The sequence below is a fragment of the Actinoplanes sp. CA-051413 genome (assembly GCF_050955795.1).
Lineage (GTDB): Bacteria > Actinomycetota > Actinomycetes > Mycobacteriales > Micromonosporaceae > Actinoplanes.
Map to the genome: position 1 here is coordinate 9,177,413 of NZ_CP192100.1, position 17,493 is coordinate 9,194,905.

Below are 17,493 nucleotides of genomic sequence, written 5' to 3' on the forward strand. Positions count from 1 at the left end.
AGGGATTATGGGAGGTGTCGCTGCAACGCTGCGAGCAGACGGGGCGCAAGGTCCTTGCGACAGACCACCAGATCCGGCAACTTCGGATCGGCCTGGTTGTATTTCAGCGCAGTTCCGTCGATACGGGAAGCATGCAGTCCAGTGGCCGACGCCACAGCCACCGGGGCGGCACTGTCCCACTCGTACTGGCCGCCGGCGTGCACATAGGCATCGGCGTCCCCGTTGATCACTGCGGCGATCTTGACCCCGGCCGATCCCATCGGGACCAGCTCGGCGCCGATGTCCTCGGCCAGGGCGGTGACGAACGCCGGCGGGCGGGTGCGGCTGGCGGCGATCCGGATCGGTCCCCCGGTCGCGGCGGCCAGCGGCAGCGGCGGGTACGCGGGCGGCTGGTCGGTGGCGAACGTCCGGTGCTGGGCCGGCATCGCGACCGCGCCGGCGGCCAGGCAGCTGGGCCGGGAGCAGTCGGCGGTCCAGAGCGCCACGTGCACGGCCCAGTCGGTGCGGCCCTCCTCGGAGAACTCGCGGGTGCCGTCCAGCGGGTCGATGATCCAGACCCGGGAGGCGTCCAGGCGGTCCGGGCGTACGGCGTCGTGCCGGTCGTCCGCCCACGCCACGCGGGAGTGGTCGTCCTCCTCCGAGAGCACGGCATCCGCCGGACGCCACCGGGCGAGCTCGGCCCGCAACAGGTCGTGCGCGGCCTTGTCACCGGCGGCCTTGAGCAGCTTGCCGTCCGCGTACCCGACTTCCTCGCGGACCTGGAGCAGCACCTGGCCGGCCCGATCCGCCAGCCAGCGCGCGAACGCGGCGTCGATGACCGGCGGCGTGCCACCGTCACCGGCGGGCTCCCGCTGACCGGCTATGCGCGCCGACGTCCCTGTCTGCTCGCTCATCCAACCGCTCCCTGTCCGTTCAGTAGGCCCCTGACGACCGGACCACGGCCGTCATGGTGCGCAAAAGGATCACCAGGTCCAAGCTGAGAGACCAGTTCTCCACATAGCGAAGGTCCAGCCGTACCGTCTCCTCCCACGACAGGTCCGATCGTCCGGAAACCTGCCACAGGCCCGTCATGCCGGGCTTGACGGCAAGACGGCGGCGCACGTCGTCGGCGTAGACGGCAACCTCGGACGGCAGCGGCGGTCGCGGCCCGACCAGCGACATCTGCCCGGCGATCACGTTCAGCAGCTGCGGCAGCTCGTCCAGGGACAGCCTCCGCAACCACCGGCCGACCGGGGTCACGCGCGGGTCGTCGCGCATTTTGAAGAGCACACCGTCGTGCTCGTTGAGATGCCGGAGCTCGGCCAGCCGGGCCTCGGCGTCGACGTACATGCTGCGGAACTTGAAGATGCGGAACTCGGACCCGTCACGCCCGACCCGCACCTGACGAAAGAGTACCGGGCCGCGTGAGGTCACCCGGACGCAGAGTGCGACGGCCAGCAGCAGCGGACCGAAGAGAACGAGCAGGGCCAGGGCCCCGACCCGGTCCACGAGGTCCTTGACGATCCGCGCGCCACCGTGCAGCCGCGGGTGCTCGACGTGCAGCATCGGCAGCCCGTCGAACGGCCGGATCGTGGTGCGCGCCCCGGCCACGTCGATGAGCGCGCTCGCCACCACCAGGTCGACCTCGTCGCGCTCCAGGCGCCAGGCCAGCCGGCGCAGCGCCGCACCGTCCAGCTCCGGGCAGCTCAGCACCACCACGGTGTCCGCGTCGGCGGCGTCGACCGCGGTCGCGACATCGTCGAACGTGCCGAAGACCGGCAGGTCGATGACCCCGTCGTGGTCCGGCGGCAGGCACGCGCCGACCACCTCCAGCCCGTGGTACCGCTCCCGGCGCAACTGCCGGGTGATGCCGATGACCGACAGCTCGTGGCCGACCACGATCACCCGGCGCAGCCGCTCGCCGCGGGACCGGGCGATGTGCAGCCGCTTGCGCAGGGCGAAACGCAGGACCACGGCGGAGACCATCGCGGTGGGCAGCGCGGCCAGGACGTAGGACCGGGCCAGATCAAGATCGAGCGCGTACGACACGACGGCCACACCCGCGATCAGGCCGACCCCGCCCCGGAACACCCGCTGGTACTCGTCCGTGCCGACGAACAGGAAGCGGCGCTCGTACGCCCGGCTCACCACCAGCACCGCCAGCAGGGCCAGCGGCAGCAACGCCGACAGCCACAGGTACGACCGGTTGTAGGTGGTCACCTCGTCACCGAAGCGCAGCCCGAAGGTCACCGCGCCCGCCGCGATGCCGGCCAGCAGGTCACACAGGACCAGGGCGCGTACGTACTGCCGCTCCCAGCGCTGGCGCCGCGACATCGCCGCATGCCGCCCCCGGACCCGCACGAACGGCCGGTTCGCGGGGCGGGCCGCGGCCGAGCGGTTCGGCTCGGCCGACCAGTGCCGCTCGACGGCCCGGTTGCGGGCCCGGCCGGCGGGAACCCGGCCACCGGCCCCGGCCAGCGGCGGCGCGTTGTCGGCCACGTCCTCACCGGCGTCGTCACCGGTCGATCGGGCCGGCGACGGGATCTTGCTGTTGCGGGCCCGATACGGCGACGGCCGGTGCGGGCGGGGGCCGTGGTTGCCGGGCGGATGGTTGGCCGGACCGTAGTGCTCCGGCGGCTCCGACGGGACCACGTCACGGCGCTGCACCGTCGGCAGTACCACCGTCGGCTCACCCAATGTCGCCTCGTGGCTCTCGGAGAGTTCCTGCCGCACCCGAACCTCCCCCGTACCGCGTGGTGTCCGCACACCGTTTGGGTGCGCTACGTGACCAACGCGCTAACCGGGGGAGGCGTCACGGGACCGATAGACGGACAAAACAGTCTAATGGATCTGTCCGTTCTGGCCGTATCCCTTCAGCTTCCGTGGTATTTGTTCTGCGCCCACTCGACACCCTCGAGCACCACGGCCTCCACCACATCGGCCCCTCGATCGACCAGGAACTCCAGCTCTTTGCGCTCCGCACCGGCGAAATCCGACAGCACATAGTCCGCGGGATCCTGGCGCCCCGGCGGCCGGCCGATGCCGAACCGGACCCGGGCGTACTCCTTGGTGCCCAGCGACTTCGACATCGAACGCAGCCCGTTGTGACCACCCTCACCGCCGCCACGCTTCACCCGCACCTGCCCGTACGGCACGTCCAGCTCGTCGTGCACGGCCACGATGTTGTCCACCGGCACCTTGAAGAACTGGGCCAGCGCCACCACCGGCGCCCCCGACAGATTCATGAAGGTCAACGGCTTGGCCAGGATCAGCTTCGGGCCGCCGAAACCCAGCCGGCCCTCCGCCACCTCGGCCACCGCACGCTTGGGCCGGCCGAACTTGCCGCCCACCCGCGAGGCCAGCAGGTCGGCCACCATGAAACCGACGTTGTGCCGGTTGCCCGCGTACTCCCGGCCGGGATTGCCCAGGCCGACCACCAGCCAGGGTGCGTCCTCGGTCATCAACCTCTCCTTACGACAACAGGGAAAGTGCCGACGGCACTTTCCCTGCAGATCGCGGTTCTCGGGTGGTGCTGGCTCAGGAGGCAGCTTCCTCGGACGACGCCTCGGCTCCGGCGGCCTCGGCCTCACCGGCGTCGGCGGAGTCACCCTCGAGCTGCTCGGCGGTCTGCGCCGCGGTCACCATCGCCAGCACGAAGTCGGCGTCGACGGCCAGCTCGGTGCCCTCGGGCAGCGTCACGTCGCCCGCGGTGACCTGCGAACCGGCCTCCAGGCCCTCGATCGAGACCTCGAAGCCGCTGGGCAGGTGCATCGCCTCGGCGGTGACCGCCAGGGTGTTGGACTCGTTGACGATCAGCGTGTTGCGGGCGGCCTCGCCGACCAGCGTCACCGGGACGTCGACCTGGACCTTCTCGCCACGCTTGACGATGATCAGGTCGACGTGCTCGTACGTCTCCTTGATCGGGTCACGCTGGATCGCCTTCGGCAGGGCCAGCGTCGCGCCCGTGCCACCGACGACGTCGATGGTGAAGACCTGGTTGAGGCCACCGTGGCGGATCGCGGCGGCGAACTCACGGGCGGGAAGCGCGATGTGGACGGGGGCTTCGCCGTGTCCGTACAGCACGGCGGGCACCAGGCCGGCCCGGCGCGTGCGGCGGGCACCACCCTTGCCGAACTCGGTACGGGGCTCGGCGCTGATCTTTACCTCGGACACGGGGATACTCCTGAAAACGTTGGAACGGGCGGCGTGAGAAGTCGGCGGGCTGCGGGCAATCGGCGCTCGGCGAAGGGGCGCACGGGCACGGGCCCGGAGCACCGCGTCGATCACGGTGCCTCAAGCGAACTCTGCAAACTGCAGCAGACCGCGTGGCACCCTCGCCGTGGCAACCGCACCAGCTTACCTGCCACTGCTACGGGCGGACCGGCGGGTCCCGCCGGATCACTCTCCCTGCGGAAATTTCACCCGCACGAATGCAACTTGCATCGCCGATCAAGCCACTTCCCGCCACAAACCGGACGCCGGCCGGCACGAGCCGTCAGCTCAGCCCACCGAACAAAGTGGTGACGGAGCCGTCATCGAAGACCTCCCGGATCGCCCGGGCCAGCAGCGGCGCGATCGACAACACGGTGATCTTGTCGAGCTGCTTCTCGGCCGGCAACGGCAGCGTGTTGGTCACCACGAGCTCACTGATCTGGCTGTTCTTCAACCGCTCGGTCGCCGGATCCGACAGCAACGCGTGCGTCGAGGCCACGATCACATCGGCGGCCCCCGAGTCGAACAGGATGTCCGCGGCCTTCGTGATCGTGCCACCGGTGTCGATCATGTCGTCGACGATGAGGCACACCCGGCCCTCGACCTCGCCGACCACCCGGTTGGCCACCACCTGGTTCGGCTTCAACGGGTCCCGCGTCTTGTGGATGAACGCCAGCGGACAGCCGCCCAGCCGGTCCGTCCACCGCTCCGCCACCCGCACCCGGCCCGAGTCCGGGGCCACGACCGTCATCGGCCGGCCCTCGAACTTCTTGATGATGTGCTCGGCGAGGATGTCCATCGCGAACAGGTGGTCCACCGGGCCGTCGAAGAAACCCTGGATCTGCGCGGTGTGCAGGTCAACGGTGAGGATCCGGTTGGCCCCCGCGGTCTTCAGCAGGTCGGCGATCAGCCGCGCGGAGATCGGCTCCCGGCCGCGGTGCTTCTTGTCCTGCCGCGAATACGGATAGAACGGCAGCACGACCGTGATCCGCTTCGCCGACCCACGCTTCAACGCGTCGACCATGATCAGCGTTTCCATGACCCAGGTGTTGATGCCCTCGGTCATCGACTGCACCACGAACGCGTCCGAGCCGCGCACCGAGTCCTTGAACCGGACGAAGATCTCCCCGTTGGCGAACTCGTACGAGTCGGAACGGGTCGGCGCGACGCCGAGCACCTGCCCGATCTCCTCCGCCAGCTCCGGGAAGCCCCGGCCGGAGAAAAGCATCAAACTCTTACGGTTCTCCGCGACGATGCTGCCCATCGGCTCGTCCGCTCCCGTGCAATCGAGGGGGTTGTCACCTGAAGTATCACCCGCGGCCGGACCGGCGCCACGAACGGCGGCCCGGTCGTGGGATGCCTCACCCCAGCTTGCGCCGGTTACGCCCCGGTGTCCTCAGTCTCCGGCTTCCCGGCCCGATCCGCAGCCTCGGCCGAAACGGTGCCCGGCCGCTTGCGCGCCACCCACCCCTCGACGTTGCGCTGCGGCGCCCGGGTGACCCCCAGATTGCCCGCCGGCACGTCCTTGGCGACCGCGCTGCCGGCGGCCACATAAGCACCCGGCCCGATCTCCACGGGAGCGATCAGCACGGTGTCGCTGCCGACAAAAGCGGCCTCGCCCACGGTGGTGTGATGCTTGTTGACGCCGTCGTAGTTGGCGAAGATCGTGCCCGCCCCGATGTTCGCCTTCGGGCCGATCGTCGCGTCACCCACGTACGTCAGGTGCGGCACCTTGGCCCCGGCGCCCAGCTCGGCGTTCTTCGTCTCGACGAAACCGCCGACCTTGGACTTGCGGCCCAGCCGGGTCCCCGGCCGCAGGAACGAGAACGGGCCCACCGTGGCATCCGGCCCGATCTGCGCGCCGATGGAATGCGTCCGCAGCACCGTGGCCCCGGCCGCGACCACCGTGTCGATCAGCGTCGTGTCCGGCCCGATCACCGCGCCGGTCGCCACCGTCGTCGAACCCTGCAACTGCGAATTCTGATCCACCACGGCATCCGGCTCGAGGGTGACGGTCACGTCGATCCAGGTCGTCGCCGGATCGAGGATCGACACCCCGGCCTGCATCCACTCGGTGTTGACCCGGTCCCGCAGCAGCCCCCGCAGCCGCGCCAGCTCGGCCCGGTCGTTGCACCCCAGGGTCTCCAGCGCGTCGGCGGCCACATGCACCCCCACCGCGTGCCCGACGGCCGCGAGCAGCCCGAACACGTCGGTCAGATACTCCTCACCCTGATCGTTGTCGGTGGAGAGCTTGCCCAGCGCTTCCCGCAGCAACGCGGCGTCGAACGCGTAGATGCCGGCGTTGACCTCGCGCACGGCCCGCACCTCGGCGGAAGCGTCCCGCTCCTCCACGATGCGCTCCAGGTTGCCGGCGTCGTCCCGCACGATCCGGCCCAGCCCGGTCGGATCGGGAACCTCGGCGGCAAGCACGGTGGCGCCCCGGCTCGTCGACTCGTGCGCGGCGACCAGCGCCTCGACGGTGCCGGGCCGCAGCAACGGCACATCGGCGTTGAGCACGACCACGGTGCCGATGGCCTCGGGAATGGCATCCAGGGCGATCCGGACGGCGTGCCCGGTGCCGTTCTGCTCGGCCTGCAGGACCGGGGTGGCACCGGGGGCGATCTCGGTGAGGTGCGCGCGGACCTGGTCGGCCTTGTGCCCGACAACCACGACGGTGCGGGAGGCGCGCGCGGCCTCGGCGGCGTGCAGGACGTGACCGAGCAGGGTGCGCCCGAGCAGCGGATGCAACATCTTCGGCGTGGCGGACTTCATCCGCTTGCCCTCGCCGGCGGCAAGAACGACAACGGTACGGCTCCGGGCCTGGCTCACGCGGACTCCATTGATCGCAGTGGCTGTGCAGAACGCGGCGCCGACTCAACCGCGGATACAAGAGCTCCCGAGAGAGGATTCGAACCCCTATAATCACCACCAAAGGGTGACGTCCTGCCCTTAGACGACTCGGGAGGGCAAAGCGGACATAACCGTGAGGTCATGTTCGCGGGCTACATCTTAACCTCTTCGATCGAGGCCATCGCGGCGGCGATCCCACCCATCAGACCTTCGACCTTCCAGTAGAGGGCGCGCGAGTCGGGCACGTCCACCACCAGACAGCCACGATAAGGGTCTCCGACGTTGTGCCGCACGGTGGACGGATTGTGCGTCTTCAGGGTCGGACGCCGGAAAATCTCGAACGGCACCCCGACCACGTCGGCCCACCACCGGCCCGCCGCCTCCGCGTCGGCGGACTCGTGGATGCTGACGCGATATCTGAGCGCCTGCCGATCCTCACCCCACAACTCGATGAACCGCAGAAACAAGCGGATCAGCACGGGGTCACTGTTGATGAAGGTGAGCCGGCATCTGTTCGGCTGCCAGGGCTTGGCTTTGGTGCCCTCGCACCAGTAGGCCACCGCGCCGAGCAGCCTGACCTCCCGATCGGAAAGCTCGTCGACGCACTTCGCCTCGTCGGCGTTGATCGCCGCCCGGTCCGCGTCGCGCTGCTTGCGCAGCGGTTCCCACCGCGTCTCGGCGACCCGGCGCGAATGCTCCCGGCGGCGTTGCCGGGCCTGCTCGCTGGTCTCGTCGAGCGGCAGATGCCTGACCCAGAGGTAGGCCGTGGACTTGGCGACGGACAGCGCCTCGGCGATCTCCGGCACTGTCGCCCGGGCCTGCCGCATGACGACCGCCCGGGCGCGCAGGTCGTCCCGGGCGCGCGGCCGGCGGGTCCATTCCGGAGTGGGCTCGTTCCGCAGCCAGGTGGCCATGGTGTCGCGGCTGACGCCGAAGTGCTGTCTGAGCTGGGCCAACGACATCCGGCTCCCGGCCCTCAGGCGCCGGGCCTCCCCGGCGCGCGGGTCTTCCTCAAGAGGTGTGCGCATGTCGATATCTTACTAGTCGTCCGACTAGTTGTCGTGCGCCTCATCGATGGCCGGCCGTCCGCGCGGGACCATGGACACCTCGGGCAAGCTGACAGGATGGCCGGGTGACAGACCAGAGCGAGCCAGGCCAGGAGCCGCGCGCCCGGCGCGCCTCTCGCGCCGCCGCCGCGTCCACCAAGGGCACTGCCCGGGTTCGCATGCCGGCCGCGCAGCGGCGTGAGCAGTTGATCGCGATCGGCCGCCAGCTGTTCGCCGAGCGCGGCTTCGATGCCACGTCGATCGAGGAGGTCGCGGCCCGCGCGAAGGTGTCCAAGCCGGTCGTCTACGAGCACTTCGGCGGCAAGGAGGGCCTGTACGCCGTGGTCGTCGACCGGGAGGTGCGGGCGCTGCTGGACCGGATCACGGGGGCGTTGACCGCCGGGGATGCGCGGGAGTTGCTGGAGCAGGCGGCGCTGGCGTTGCTGGACTACATCGACCAGGAGCCGCACGGTTTTCAGGTGCTGGTGCGGGAGTCACCCGTGTTGTCGCCGGGCGGCAACTTCTCCAGCGTCATGAATGATGTCGCGCACCAGGTGGAGCACCTTCTGGCGGCCGAGTTCAAGGCGCGGGAGCTGGATCCGAAGTTCGCCGAGCTGTATTCGCAGGCGCTGGTCGGCATGGTGGCGCTGGTGGGTCAGTGGTGGCGCGAGGCCCGCAAGCCGAAGAAGGAGATGGTGGCGGCCCATCTGGTCAATCTGGCCTGGAACGGGCTCTCCCACCTGGAGGCGAAGCCGGCTCTGACGACGCGGTCCCGGTGACCGGTCAGGCGGACTGCGACTGGCGTTCGCGGGCCTGGCGCGGCGGGCTGGCCTGCTCCGGCGGGGCGACCTTGCTGTAGTACGCCGCCATGATGAGCACCAGGCCGAGCAGGTAGGTGACGACGACCGTGGAGATGCTGAAGTTGAGGAAGTTGGCGTCGGTGCGGATCGCCCCGAGCTCGTAGCTGCCGATGACGAGCAGGCCCCAGCCGAAGTACTTGTCGATCACGGTGTCGGAGTTGCGGCCGATCACGGTGGCGATGAGCACGATGGCGCCGACGAGCACGCAGACCAGGGACCAGAAGAGGTTGGTCTCCTGGCCGAGCACGCGGTCCTCGCCGTTGCCGAACAGGCCCTCATCGGCGGTGACGATGGCGCCGAGGACGCCGAACAGCACCAGGTAGGCCCCGGTCAGCGCGCCCAGAGCGCGGTAGATCGGCCGCAGCGGGTGGTTGACCGGATTGTGTCCCATGGTGTCCGTCTCCAACGTCGGGTGGTGTCGTAGGAGATTCTCGCGCATCGCCGGAGCCGGCGCAGGGGCACCCCCGGATCATGGTCGCCCCGGGGGTGCGGGTCAGCTCTCGGGTACGCGTTCGGCGAGCTCGAGCCAGGCTTCCTCGACCTGGCCGCGTTCCTCCTGCACGGCTTTGAGCTGGGCGTCCAGTTCCATGATCTTGTCGTAGTCGCTGCCGTGCACGGCGAGGCTCTCGTTGATCTTGAGGATGCGCTCGTCGAGCTTGGCCACCTGGCGTTCGAGCCGGGACAGGTCCTTGCGGGCGGTGCGCAGCTCGGCCGCCGACATGCCGGACGTGGCCGCCGGGGCCTTGCCGCCGGCGGTCAGCAGCTCGCCGGGCGGGGCCGCGGGGTTGCCGGCCCGGGACAGGTATTCGTCGATGCCGCCGGGCAGGTGCACCAGCCGGCCGTCGCCGAACATCCCGTACGCCGTGTCGGTCACGCGTTCGACCAGGTAGCGGTCGTGGCTGGCGACGATCATCGTGCCCGGCCAGGAGTCGAGCAGGTCCTCCAGCGACGCCAGCGTGTCGGTGTCGAGGTCGTTGGTGGGCTCGTCGAGCAGCAGCACGTTGGGCTCGGTGGCCAGCAGCCGCAGCAGTTGCAGGCGCCGCCGCTCGCCGCCGGAAAGGTCGCTGACCGGGGTCCAGATGCGCTTGTCGGTGAAGCCGAAGACCTCGGCGAGCTGGCCCGCGGAGAGCTCCCGGTCGCCGAGCTGCACGCGCCGGGCGACCTCCTCGACCGCTTCGAGCAGCCGCAGGTGCCCGGGCAGCTCCCGCAGCTCCTGGGAGAGGAAGGCCGCCTTCACCGTCGAGCCGGTGACCAGCCGCCCGCCGCCGGGCTTGGTGAGCCCGGCGAGCAGGCGCAGCAGGGTGGTCTTGCCGGCGCCGTTGGCGCCCAGGATGGCGATCCGGTCGCCCGGACCGACCTGCCAGGTCAGCTTCTGGAAGATCGGCTTGGGGCCGGCGTGCAGGGTGACGTCCTCCAGGTCGTAGACCTGCTTGCCGAGCCGGGTGGTGGCCAGCCGCTGCAGGCTCACCTGGTCGCGGACCGGCGGCACGTCGGCGATCAGGGCGTTCGCGGCGTCGATCCGGAACTGCGGCTTCGAGGTGCGGGCCGGCGGGCCGCGGCGCAGCCAGGCGATCTCCTTGCGGAGCAGGTTCTGCCGGCGGGACTCGACCGCGGCGGCAACGCGCAGGCGCTCAGCCCGGGACAGGGTCCAGGCCGCGTAGCCACCCTCGTACGCGTAGACCTGCTCGTCGACGACCTCCCAGGTCGCGGTGCAGACGGCGTCGAGGAACCACCGGTCGTGGGTGACCACGACGAGCGAGCCGCGCCGGCCGAGCAGGTAGCGGGCCAGCCAGTCGACGCCGGCCACGTCCAGGTGGTTGGTGGGCTCGTCGAGGATGAGCAGGTCGGACTCGCGCACCAGCAGGGCGGCCAGTGCGACCCGGCGGCGTTCGCCACCGGACATCGGCCCGACCGGGCTCTCCAGACCGAGGTGGCCCATGCCGAGACCGGTGAGGATCTCCCGGACGCCGGCGTCGCCCGCCCACTCGTGCTCGGCGCCCATGCCCTCGCTGAGCCAGGCGGTGCCCAGCACGACATCGCGGACGGTCGCCTCGGGGGCGAGCGTCAGCGTCTGCGGAAGTGCGGCGACGCGCAGGTCACGGCGGTGCGTGACCCGGCCGGAGTCCGGCTCCTCGAGCTTGGCGAGCATGCGCAGCAGGGTGGACTTGCCGGCCCCGTTGAGGCCGACGATGCCCACCCGGGCGTCGTCGTCCAGCCCCAGGGAAACGTCGGTAAGCAGCTGACCGGCGGCTCCGTAGCCCTTGTTCACCCGGTCCAGATTGATGATGTTGGCCACGATGCCTCTAGGTTACCCGGGCTCCCGGCATCGGTCCCCGCGCGGTGAGGGCGGTGCGGCACACGCCGGCCTCGTTGAGGCGGGCCGCGACCCGTTCGGCGTGCGTGCCGTCGGTGGCGAGGAACACACAGGTGGGTCCGGAGCCGGAGACGATGCCGGCGACCGCGCCCGCGTCGTAGCCGGCCTTGAGCACGTCGGCCAGGGCCGGGCGCAGCGACAACGCGGCCGGCTGGAGATCGTTGGCGAGCGCGGCGCCGAGTACCTCGGGTTTGCGCTGGCGCAGGGCGCCCATCAGCTCGTCCGCGCTCTCCAGGGCTGCGGGCGGCCACGGGCTGTCGCGCAGGCGGTCGAGCTCGCGGTAGACCTCGGGGGTGGACAGGCCGCCGTCGGCGATGGCGACCACCCAGTGCCAGGTGGTCGGCCGGGCCAGGATCGGGCTGACGGTCTCGCCGTGCCCGGTGCCCAGGGCCGTGCCGCCGTGCAGCAGGAACGGCACGTCCGAGCCGAGCTCGGCGCCGATCTCGGCCAGCTCGTCCTTGCTGTAGCCGGTCCCCCAGAGCAGGTCGCAGGCGAGCAGGGTGGCGGCCGCGTCGGCGCTGCCGCCGGCCAGGCCGCCGGCGAGCGGGATCGACTTGCGCAGGTGCAACCGGGCATACGCGGGTACGCGCGCCTTGGCGGCCAGCGCCCGGGCGGCCCGCATGATCAGGTTGCTGTCGTCGAGAGCGAGCTCACCGGCGCCCTCGCCTTCCATGGTCAGCGCGAGGGTGTCGCCACGGCGCGCGGTCAGCTCGTCGAACAGGCTGATCGCGTGATAGACCGTGTTCAGCTCGTGGAACCCGTCGGCGCGCAGCGGACCGACCCCGAGGTGCAAGTTGATCTTCGAGGGCACGCGGACCTTCACCGGGCCGGCGAACCGGCGGGGCTTGTCGTCGTCCGGCCCCCACGCCTCCGTCACGGAGTGATGTCCGCGATCGGCAGCCGAATCTCGAACGGCGCCGTCAGCACCAGCTCCTCCGCTGAGTCGGCGACCAGCTCGTAGCCCTTCTTGCCGAGGTCATAGGCGAAGACGTGCACCGGGTCGTGCTCGATCCGCCAGAAATGTGTGACACCCGCCGCGGCATACTCGACGGGTTTCTGCATGCGATCACGCTTTCTCGTGCTGGGCGACACCACCTCGACAGCGATGGCAACCTGTGCAGCATCGAAGAAATGACTGTTCGCCACTGGCTCGCGGAGCAGAACAACATCGGGTTCAAGCGAGTTCTTGAATCCCGTCGCCACGCCGAGCGCCGTGCCTGCCCGGTACCCGGCAGGTGCGTGCCGACGAAACCACAGCCACAACAAATTGCCGATGTCCTGATGAGCGAGACTCGGTGAGGGGACCACGACCATGACTCCATCGTTGAGCTCGACTCGAGGAGCATCATCCGGCAGATCCAACACGTCCTCGACCGTGTAGTTCGCCGCGCGCTGCCTGATCGGGTCCGGGGTCCACATGACGTGGCCCGTGGGTTCCGCCGTCATGAGTCCACCTCCTCGTGCCGCCTGCCGGACGCGCTGAGCTTACCGCCGTACCCCGGGCCGGTGGCGGCAGCCGCGATCGCGGCGAACTGCTGCACCGAGAGTGACTCGCCCCGGGCCTGCGGGCTGACCCCAGCAGTGACCAGGACCTTCTCGGCCTCGCCGGCGCCGCCGGCCCAGCCGGCCAGCGCGGCCCGCAGCGTCTTGCGGCGCTGGGCGAAGGCCGCGTCGACCACCTGGAAGACCGTCCGGCGGTCCACGCCGGCGGGTGGGGTGCGGGCCGCGAACGCGACCAGGCCGGAATCCACGTTCGGCACCGGCCAGAACACCGCAGGCGGGACCTTTCCGGCCGCGCGCGCCTCGGCGTACCAGGCGAGTTTGACTGACGGGACGCCGTACACCTTCGAGCCGGGGCCGGCCACCAGCCGGTCCGCGACCTCCTTCTGCACCATCACCAGGCCGCCGCGCAGGGTCGGCAGCTCGGCCAGCAGGTGCAGCACGACCGGCACTGCCACGTTGTACGGCAGGTTCGCCACCAGCATCGTCGGCGCGGGGAGCAGTTCGGCCGCGCGGATCCGTAACGCGTCGGCGTGGTGCACGGTCAGTTTGGCGACATCGGCCCGTTCGGCCACGGTCGCCGGCAGCGCGGCGGCGAGCACCGGGTCGAGCTCGACGGCGTGCACGTGCGCGGCCGTCCCGAGCAGTCCCAGCGTCAGCGAGCCCAGCCCGGGTCCCACCTCCAGGACCACGTCGTCGCTGGTCAGTGCGGCTGCGGCGACGATCCGGCGGACCGTGTTGGGGTCGTGCACGAAGTTCTGGCCGAGCTTCTTGGTCGGCGCGACGCCGAGGCGCGCGGCGAGCTCCCGGATCTCCGCCGGGCCGAGCAGTGCGTCAGCCATGAGGTCAGAGCCTACGGCCGCCGGGGAGTGACGGGACGCCACGGGGCAGCGGTGACCGGCCGGACACGGTAGAACGAGGTCATGACGGAGCTGCTCGAGCTGCGCGGCGTGGTGGAAGCCGCCCCGGACGACGTCGCCGGTGTACTGCTCGACGCCCGGCCCGGTGGGCGTTCGCCGCTGGCTGCGACCGGCTCCGCGACGCCGGCCCGGGGCGACGAGTTCACTGTCACGCTGGAGGGCAGCACGATCACGGTGACCCTCGACCGCGCCGCCCGTTCGATCGCCCAGCAGGGCGAATGGTGGTATCGCGGCGTCACCAGCGTCGAGCCGCACGAGCGCGGCTCGCTGGTGCTCTACCGCATCTTCAACGTGGCGCCGGGGCACCGCTGGGCGGTCCGGTTCGTCTCCCGGGGGCCGCTGGCGGCGGCGCCCACGGCGTTCGCGAAGGTGCTCGGCGGGCTGGGCGAGCAGCTCGACTGCGCTGCCTATCCGCTGGCCTGATCAGCGCCACGGCCCGAAGGCGCGCTCCCCGTTGGCCGAGACGGCCGCGCAGAGCGCGTCCAGGTCGGTGCCGGTGGTCCCGGCCAGGGCCCGCATGGTGAGCGGGATCAGGTACGAGGCGTTGGGCCGCCCCCGGTACGGCACCGGCGTCAGGTACGGCGCATCCGTCTCGACCAGCAGCTGCTCGGGCGGGGTGAGGGCAGCCGCCTCGCGCAGGTGACCGGCGCTGGCGAAGGTGACCGTCCCGGCGAAGCTGAGCAGGTAGCCGCGGCGCACGCACTCGGCGGCGAAGTCGGCGTCGCCGGAGAAGCAGTGCAGCACCACGACCTCCGGGGCGCCTTCCTCGTCCAGCACGCGCAGCACGTCGGCGTGGGCCTCGCGGTCGTGGATGATCAGCGGTTTGGCGTACCGCTTGGCGATGGCGATGTGGGCCCGGAAGCTGAGCTCCTGGGCGGCCCGGCCGTCGTCGCCGGTGCGGAAGGTGTCCAGGCCGGTCTCACCGAGGCCGCGGACCCGGGGCTGGGCGGCGAGGGCCTCGATCTCGCGCAGTGCCTCGTCGAGGTCGGCCAGCCGCGGCGCCTCGTTCGGGTGCAGGGCGACGGCGGCCAGCACCGACGGGTTGCGCTCGGCCAGGGCGGCGCTCCACACCGAGGACGCCACGTCGACGCCGACCTGCAGCAGCCGGTCCACACCGGACTTGGCGGCGGCGTCGATCAGGGCCTGCACCGGGTCGTCGGTGCCGGAGCCGCCCGGTCCGGAGCCGCCGGGCACGCCGGCCTCGTGCACGGTGATGTCGAGATGGGTGTGGCTGTCGAAGACCGGAACGGCCAGTGGCTCCGGCGCGGGCGGGAACTCACCCGCGCGCCGGGCGGCCCGGGCTTTACGCGATTCGGATGGCTGAGAACTGTTCATCGCTGTCCAGGATCACACAGCACCACGGGTAACCCGGCGTTCATCCTGAGTACACCCGCCGGGCCTAGTTTGCTCTGGTGACCGTGACCGGTGAGGCCGCCGACGTCGGTACCGACCCCCTCGAGCCGCCGCTGACGGCTCCGCTGCGCCGCGACCTGACCTGGGAACGGGTGCAGTCGATGGCCCAGTCCGCCGGTCACCGCGACGACGTGGTGCTGCAGCGGATCCGCGCCACGGCCGCCGTACGCCGCGGCACCCGGATGACCAAGGTGCTGTCCGCCGCCCAGTTCGCCGGTCACCTGGCCGGCTGGATGCCGTACGGCTTCTGCTACCGCGCGTGCGACATCGCCCACCTGCGCCGGCCCGATGAGCTGGCGTTGCTGCGCACGGACGGGGCCGGCGACCCGCAGGTGGCGTACGCGCTGCGCTGGCGCGCGGTCGACCCGAGCGACTACGAGATCCCGATGGGCGCCGTCCAGCCGGGGCTGTCCGCCCTGCCGGCCCACTCGCGGATCGGCCCGATGGTGCTGGGCACCGGTTTCACGCCGAGCACCGACGACCTGATCCCGGAGTTCGTCACCGCGGACTTCGCCGACCTGCCGCTGCCGGCCAACGCGCAGCTGCTGGCCTACCCGGGCACCGGCGACGAGGTGGTGCTCTACACGTACCAGCCGGAGCAGCACGGCTGGTTGCGGCTGGCCGGCCCGCGCTGGCGGCACCTGCTGGAGGGGCTGCCCGGGGTGAGCCCGGACCGCGAGTACGTGCCGTGCACCGACGCCGGCTCGGCCCGGCTGATCGGGCGGATCAACGATCACGAGTACCAGGCCATCGCCGACCCGCCGGAGGAGTTCCGGGCCCGGGCGCTGACCCGCGCGGCCCGCTATCCGGTGACGACGCTGAGCCGCCGGGCCGAGAAGGCGCTGTGGCGCGATGTCCCGTGCTGGGTGTTGCAGCGCGACGACAGCTGGGCCCGGCTGCGGCTGGTGCGGCCCGACGCCGACGCGGTGGCCGCGGTGGGTGCGCGCTGTTACGAGCGCGGCGTGTACGAGGTGTGGGCGCCGATGCGGGAGCTCACCGATCACCACATCGCCGAGTTGCCGTACCAGCTGTAACGGGGCCGGCCCCAGCCGGCCCCGTTCCACATCAGCTGCGGGTGATCTTCGCCTTGACCGTGGCGAACTTGCCCCAGTTGCTGGACACGTCCTGGGTCGACGCGTCGACCCACAGGGTGCCCTTGGCGACGCCCTTGAGCCGCAGGCTCCACTTGCCCTTCTTGGCCTTCACGTAGTGCGCCACGCAGTACTTCTCGGCCTGCGCGTCGGTCTTGACCAGCTTCCACGTGTTGTTCGAGCTGTAGCAGTAGAACTTGCTGCCGGTCAGGCGGGAGGCGAACACCGCGACGCGGTACACGCCGGAGCCCTTGTCCTTGGCCGTACCGGTGGCGTACTTCCAGCTCTTGATCCGGTTGCTGTTCTTCGGCTTCTTGACGGTGGTGGTGGGCTTCCAGCCGTCCTGCTTGACCGTGACCTTGCCGACCACGATGGCCGACGAGGCGCCGTACTTGTTGTAGAAGGTCGCCCGCGACGTGACGGATCCCTTGATGTAGCTGCCGTTCTTGCGGGTGTAGTAGTAGAGCCAGGCGCTCTGGTTCTTGCCCGTGAGCGTCTCCACCCAGCCGTCGCCCTGGTCGAAGACGATCTTCGTGGTGCCGTTGGGCACGTTGGAGAAGGTGACCGAGAACGGCTCGTGCGCCCAGACGGTGGTCTTGCTGAACTTGAACTTGCCCGGCGTCGTGATGGTGACGGTCGACGTGGCCTTGCTGCTGTTGCCGGCGGCGTCCTGGTAGGTCACCGTGACCGTGAACTTGCCGTTGGCGGTGTACTTGTGGGTGTACTGCGCCGTGTCCGCCGCCAGCGTGGTCGACGTGCCGTCACCCCAGGTGGCGGTGCGGGTGACCTGCTCGGCGGGGGTGGTGTCGTCGGTGACCGCACCCTGGGTGAGGCTGACCGACTGACCGATCCACAGCGCCCGCGAGTTGAGCGCGAACTTGCCGACCGGGGCGGCCGTGTCGGCCGGGTCCGGCACAGGCTCGACAGTGTCCGTCGGGTCCGGCGCGGGCTCCACGGTGTCGGTCGGGTCCGGCGCGGGCTCCACGGTGTCCGTCGGGTCCGGCGCGGGAACGGTCGGGTCCGGCGTCGGCTCGTCCTGCACCGACGCGGCGTCCGTCGACCCCGGCTGCGGGGCAACGGGTTCGGCCGAGGCGGGCCCGCCGACCAGACTGCCACCGGCCACCAGGGCACCGCTGATCGCGAACGCCAGCAGCGGACGCGTGAGACGTGAGTTCATCAAGCTCCTTCGAGGGGAAGACCGCACGAAGGAGAAGCGTCACCGGTACGGCGACAGCGTCAGAACGCCGC

The 17,493-nt window shown here is 70.7% G+C and carries 16 protein-coding genes, 1 tRNA gene and 1 pseudogene; 3 read left to right on the top strand and 15 right to left on the bottom strand.

Annotated features, from left to right (window positions below; genetic code table 11):
- Window positions 1-5 precede the first annotated feature (5 nt).
- From ACQP2Y_RS43305 to ACQP2Y_RS43340, 8 genes and pseudogenes are all read right to left on the bottom strand, one after another.
- Window positions 6-893, bottom strand: a complete 888-nt coding sequence (locus ACQP2Y_RS43305) for a 3'(2'),5'-bisphosphate nucleotidase CysQ (protein ID WP_433722291.1) — start codon at window positions 891-893, stop codon at window positions 6-8.
- Between the two features lie 19 nt (window positions 894-912).
- Entirely contained in the window at window positions 913-2,313 is a 1,401-nt protein-coding gene (locus ACQP2Y_RS43310; RefSeq protein ID WP_433732329.1) for a sugar transferase, read from the bottom strand.
- Between the two features lie 539 nt (window positions 2,314-2,852).
- On the bottom strand, window positions 2,853-3,440 hold the full coding sequence (gene pth, locus ACQP2Y_RS43315; protein ID WP_433722293.1) for an aminoacyl-tRNA hydrolase: 588 nt from the start codon (window positions 3,438-3,440) through the stop codon (window positions 2,853-2,855).
- A 76-nt stretch (window positions 3,441-3,516) separates the two neighbouring features.
- The gene (locus tag ACQP2Y_RS43320) at window positions 3,517-4,152 is read right to left on the bottom strand and encodes a 50S ribosomal protein L25/general stress protein Ctc (RefSeq protein WP_433722295.1); all 636 of its coding nucleotides are present in this window, start codon (window positions 4,150-4,152) and stop codon (window positions 3,517-3,519) included.
- A 322-nt stretch (window positions 4,153-4,474) separates the two neighbouring features.
- Window positions 4,475-5,455 carry a ribose-phosphate diphosphokinase gene (locus ACQP2Y_RS43325; protein ID WP_360545503.1) on the bottom strand — a complete coding sequence of 327 codons (981 nt, stop codon included), beginning with the start codon at window positions 5,453-5,455 and terminating at the stop codon, window positions 4,475-4,477.
- A 33-nt stretch (window positions 5,456-5,488) separates the two neighbouring features.
- Window positions 5,489-6,963: pseudogene (gene glmU, locus ACQP2Y_RS43330) on the bottom strand (bifunctional UDP-N-acetylglucosamine diphosphorylase/glucosamine-1-phosphate N-acetyltransferase GlmU); the annotation flags it as partial.
- 121 nt (window positions 6,964-7,084) lie between these two features.
- Window positions 7,085-7,155 (bottom strand) — tRNA-Gln (locus ACQP2Y_RS43335).
- A 38-nt stretch (window positions 7,156-7,193) separates the two neighbouring features.
- Window positions 7,194-8,069 carry a helix-turn-helix domain-containing protein gene (locus ACQP2Y_RS43340; protein ID WP_433722297.1) on the bottom strand — a complete coding sequence of 292 codons (876 nt, stop codon included), beginning with the start codon at window positions 8,067-8,069 and terminating at the stop codon, window positions 7,194-7,196.
- Window positions 8,070-8,173: 104 nt separating this feature from the next.
- On the opposite strand from ACQP2Y_RS43340, the gene ACQP2Y_RS43345 reads away from it, so the two are divergent.
- The gene (locus ACQP2Y_RS43345) at window positions 8,174-8,866 is read left to right on the top strand and encodes a TetR family transcriptional regulator (RefSeq protein WP_433722299.1); all 693 of its coding nucleotides are present in this window, start codon (window positions 8,174-8,176) and stop codon (window positions 8,864-8,866) included.
- A gap of 4 nt (window positions 8,867-8,870) precedes the next feature.
- On the opposite strand, the gene ACQP2Y_RS43350 is transcribed toward ACQP2Y_RS43345, so the two are convergent.
- The 5 genes from ACQP2Y_RS43350 to rsmA form a co-directional block, all read right to left on the bottom strand.
- On the bottom strand, window positions 8,871-9,338 hold the full coding sequence (locus ACQP2Y_RS43350) for a DUF4383 domain-containing protein (RefSeq protein WP_433732331.1): 468 nt from the start codon (window positions 9,336-9,338) through the stop codon (window positions 8,871-8,873).
- A 102-nt stretch (window positions 9,339-9,440) separates the two neighbouring features.
- The gene (locus tag ACQP2Y_RS43355; protein WP_433722301.1) at window positions 9,441-11,243 is read right to left on the bottom strand and encodes an ABC-F family ATP-binding cassette domain-containing protein; all 1,803 of its coding nucleotides are present in this window, start codon (window positions 11,241-11,243) and stop codon (window positions 9,441-9,443) included.
- Between the two features lie 7 nt (window positions 11,244-11,250).
- On the bottom strand, window positions 11,251-12,198 hold the full coding sequence (locus ACQP2Y_RS43360; RefSeq protein WP_433722303.1) for a 4-(cytidine 5'-diphospho)-2-C-methyl-D-erythritol kinase: 948 nt from the start codon (window positions 12,196-12,198) through the stop codon (window positions 11,251-11,253).
- Window positions 12,195-12,767 carry a Uma2 family endonuclease gene (locus tag ACQP2Y_RS43365; RefSeq protein WP_433722305.1) on the bottom strand — a complete coding sequence of 191 codons (573 nt, stop codon included), beginning with the start codon at window positions 12,765-12,767 and terminating at the stop codon, window positions 12,195-12,197. Before ACQP2Y_RS43365 ends, ACQP2Y_RS43360 begins: the two co-directional genes overlap by 4 nt.
- Complete coding sequence (rsmA, locus tag ACQP2Y_RS43370) at window positions 12,764-13,663, bottom strand: 16S rRNA (adenine(1518)-N(6)/adenine(1519)-N(6))-dimethyltransferase RsmA (protein WP_433722307.1); 900 nt, start codon at window positions 13,661-13,663, stop codon at window positions 12,764-12,766. Before rsmA ends, ACQP2Y_RS43365 begins: the two co-directional genes overlap by 4 nt.
- Before the next feature lie 81 nt (window positions 13,664-13,744).
- On the opposite strand from rsmA, the gene ACQP2Y_RS43375 reads away from it, so the two are divergent.
- Window positions 13,745-14,164 (top strand): hypothetical protein, encoded by a 420-nt coding sequence (locus ACQP2Y_RS43375; RefSeq protein ID WP_433722309.1) that lies wholly within the window; start codon window positions 13,745-13,747, stop codon window positions 14,162-14,164.
- Here ACQP2Y_RS43375 and ACQP2Y_RS43380 read toward each other — a convergent pair whose 3' ends face one another.
- Window positions 14,165-15,076, bottom strand: coding sequence for a TatD family hydrolase (locus ACQP2Y_RS43380; RefSeq protein ID WP_433722311.1), 912 nt, complete (start codon window positions 15,074-15,076; stop codon window positions 14,165-14,167).
- A gap of 77 nt (window positions 15,077-15,153) precedes the next feature.
- Between ACQP2Y_RS43380 and ACQP2Y_RS43385 the strand changes: the two genes are divergently transcribed.
- The gene (locus ACQP2Y_RS43385) at window positions 15,154-16,188 is read left to right on the top strand and encodes a hypothetical protein (protein WP_433722313.1); all 1,035 of its coding nucleotides are present in this window, start codon (window positions 15,154-15,156) and stop codon (window positions 16,186-16,188) included.
- A gap of 31 nt (window positions 16,189-16,219) precedes the next feature.
- Here the strand turns inward: ACQP2Y_RS43385 and ACQP2Y_RS43390 are convergent, their stop codons facing one another.
- Window positions 16,220-17,422 carry a PKD domain-containing protein gene (locus tag ACQP2Y_RS43390; protein ID WP_433722315.1) on the bottom strand — a complete coding sequence of 401 codons (1,203 nt, stop codon included), beginning with the start codon at window positions 17,420-17,422 and terminating at the stop codon, window positions 16,220-16,222.
- Between the last annotated feature and the right edge of the window lie 71 nt (window positions 17,423-17,493).

Bases quoted from the DNA above. Each gene is read 5' to 3' on its own strand.
- ACQP2Y_RS43390 (WP_433722315.1), bottom strand. From the start codon at position 17,422: ATGAACTCACGTCTCACGCGTCCGCTGCTGGCGTTCGCGATCAGCGGT.
- ACQP2Y_RS43380 (WP_433722311.1), bottom strand. From the start codon at position 15,076: ATGAACAGTTCTCAGCCATCCGAATCGCGTAAAGCCCGGGCCGCCCGG.
- ACQP2Y_RS43325 (WP_360545503.1), bottom strand. From the start codon at position 5,455: ATGGGCAGCATCGTCGCGGAGAACCGTAAGAGTTTGATGCTTTTCTCC.
- ACQP2Y_RS43340 (WP_433722297.1), bottom strand. From the start codon at position 8,069: ATGCGCACACCTCTTGAGGAAGACCCGCGCGCCGGGGAGGCCCGGCGC.
- ACQP2Y_RS43310 (WP_433732329.1), bottom strand. From the start codon at position 2,313: ATGTCGCGGCGCCAGCGCTGGGAGCGGCAGTACGTACGCGCCCTGGTC.
- ACQP2Y_RS43305 (WP_433722291.1), bottom strand. From the start codon at position 893: ATGAGCGAGCAGACAGGGACGTCGGCGCGCATAGCCGGTCAGCGGGAG.
- ACQP2Y_RS43375 (WP_433722309.1), top strand. From the start codon at position 13,745: ATGACGGAGCTGCTCGAGCTGCGCGGCGTGGTGGAAGCCGCCCCGGAC.
- rsmA (WP_433722307.1), bottom strand. From the start codon at position 13,663: ATGGCTGACGCACTGCTCGGCCCGGCGGAGATCCGGGAGCTCGCCGCG.
- pth (WP_433722293.1), bottom strand. From the start codon at position 3,440: ATGACCGAGGACGCACCCTGGCTGGTGGTCGGCCTGGGCAATCCCGGC.
- ACQP2Y_RS43350 (WP_433732331.1), bottom strand. From the start codon at position 9,338: ATGGGACACAATCCGGTCAACCACCCGCTGCGGCCGATCTACCGCGCT.
- ACQP2Y_RS43365 (WP_433722305.1), bottom strand. From the start codon at position 12,767: ATGACGGCGGAACCCACGGGCCACGTCATGTGGACCCCGGACCCGATC.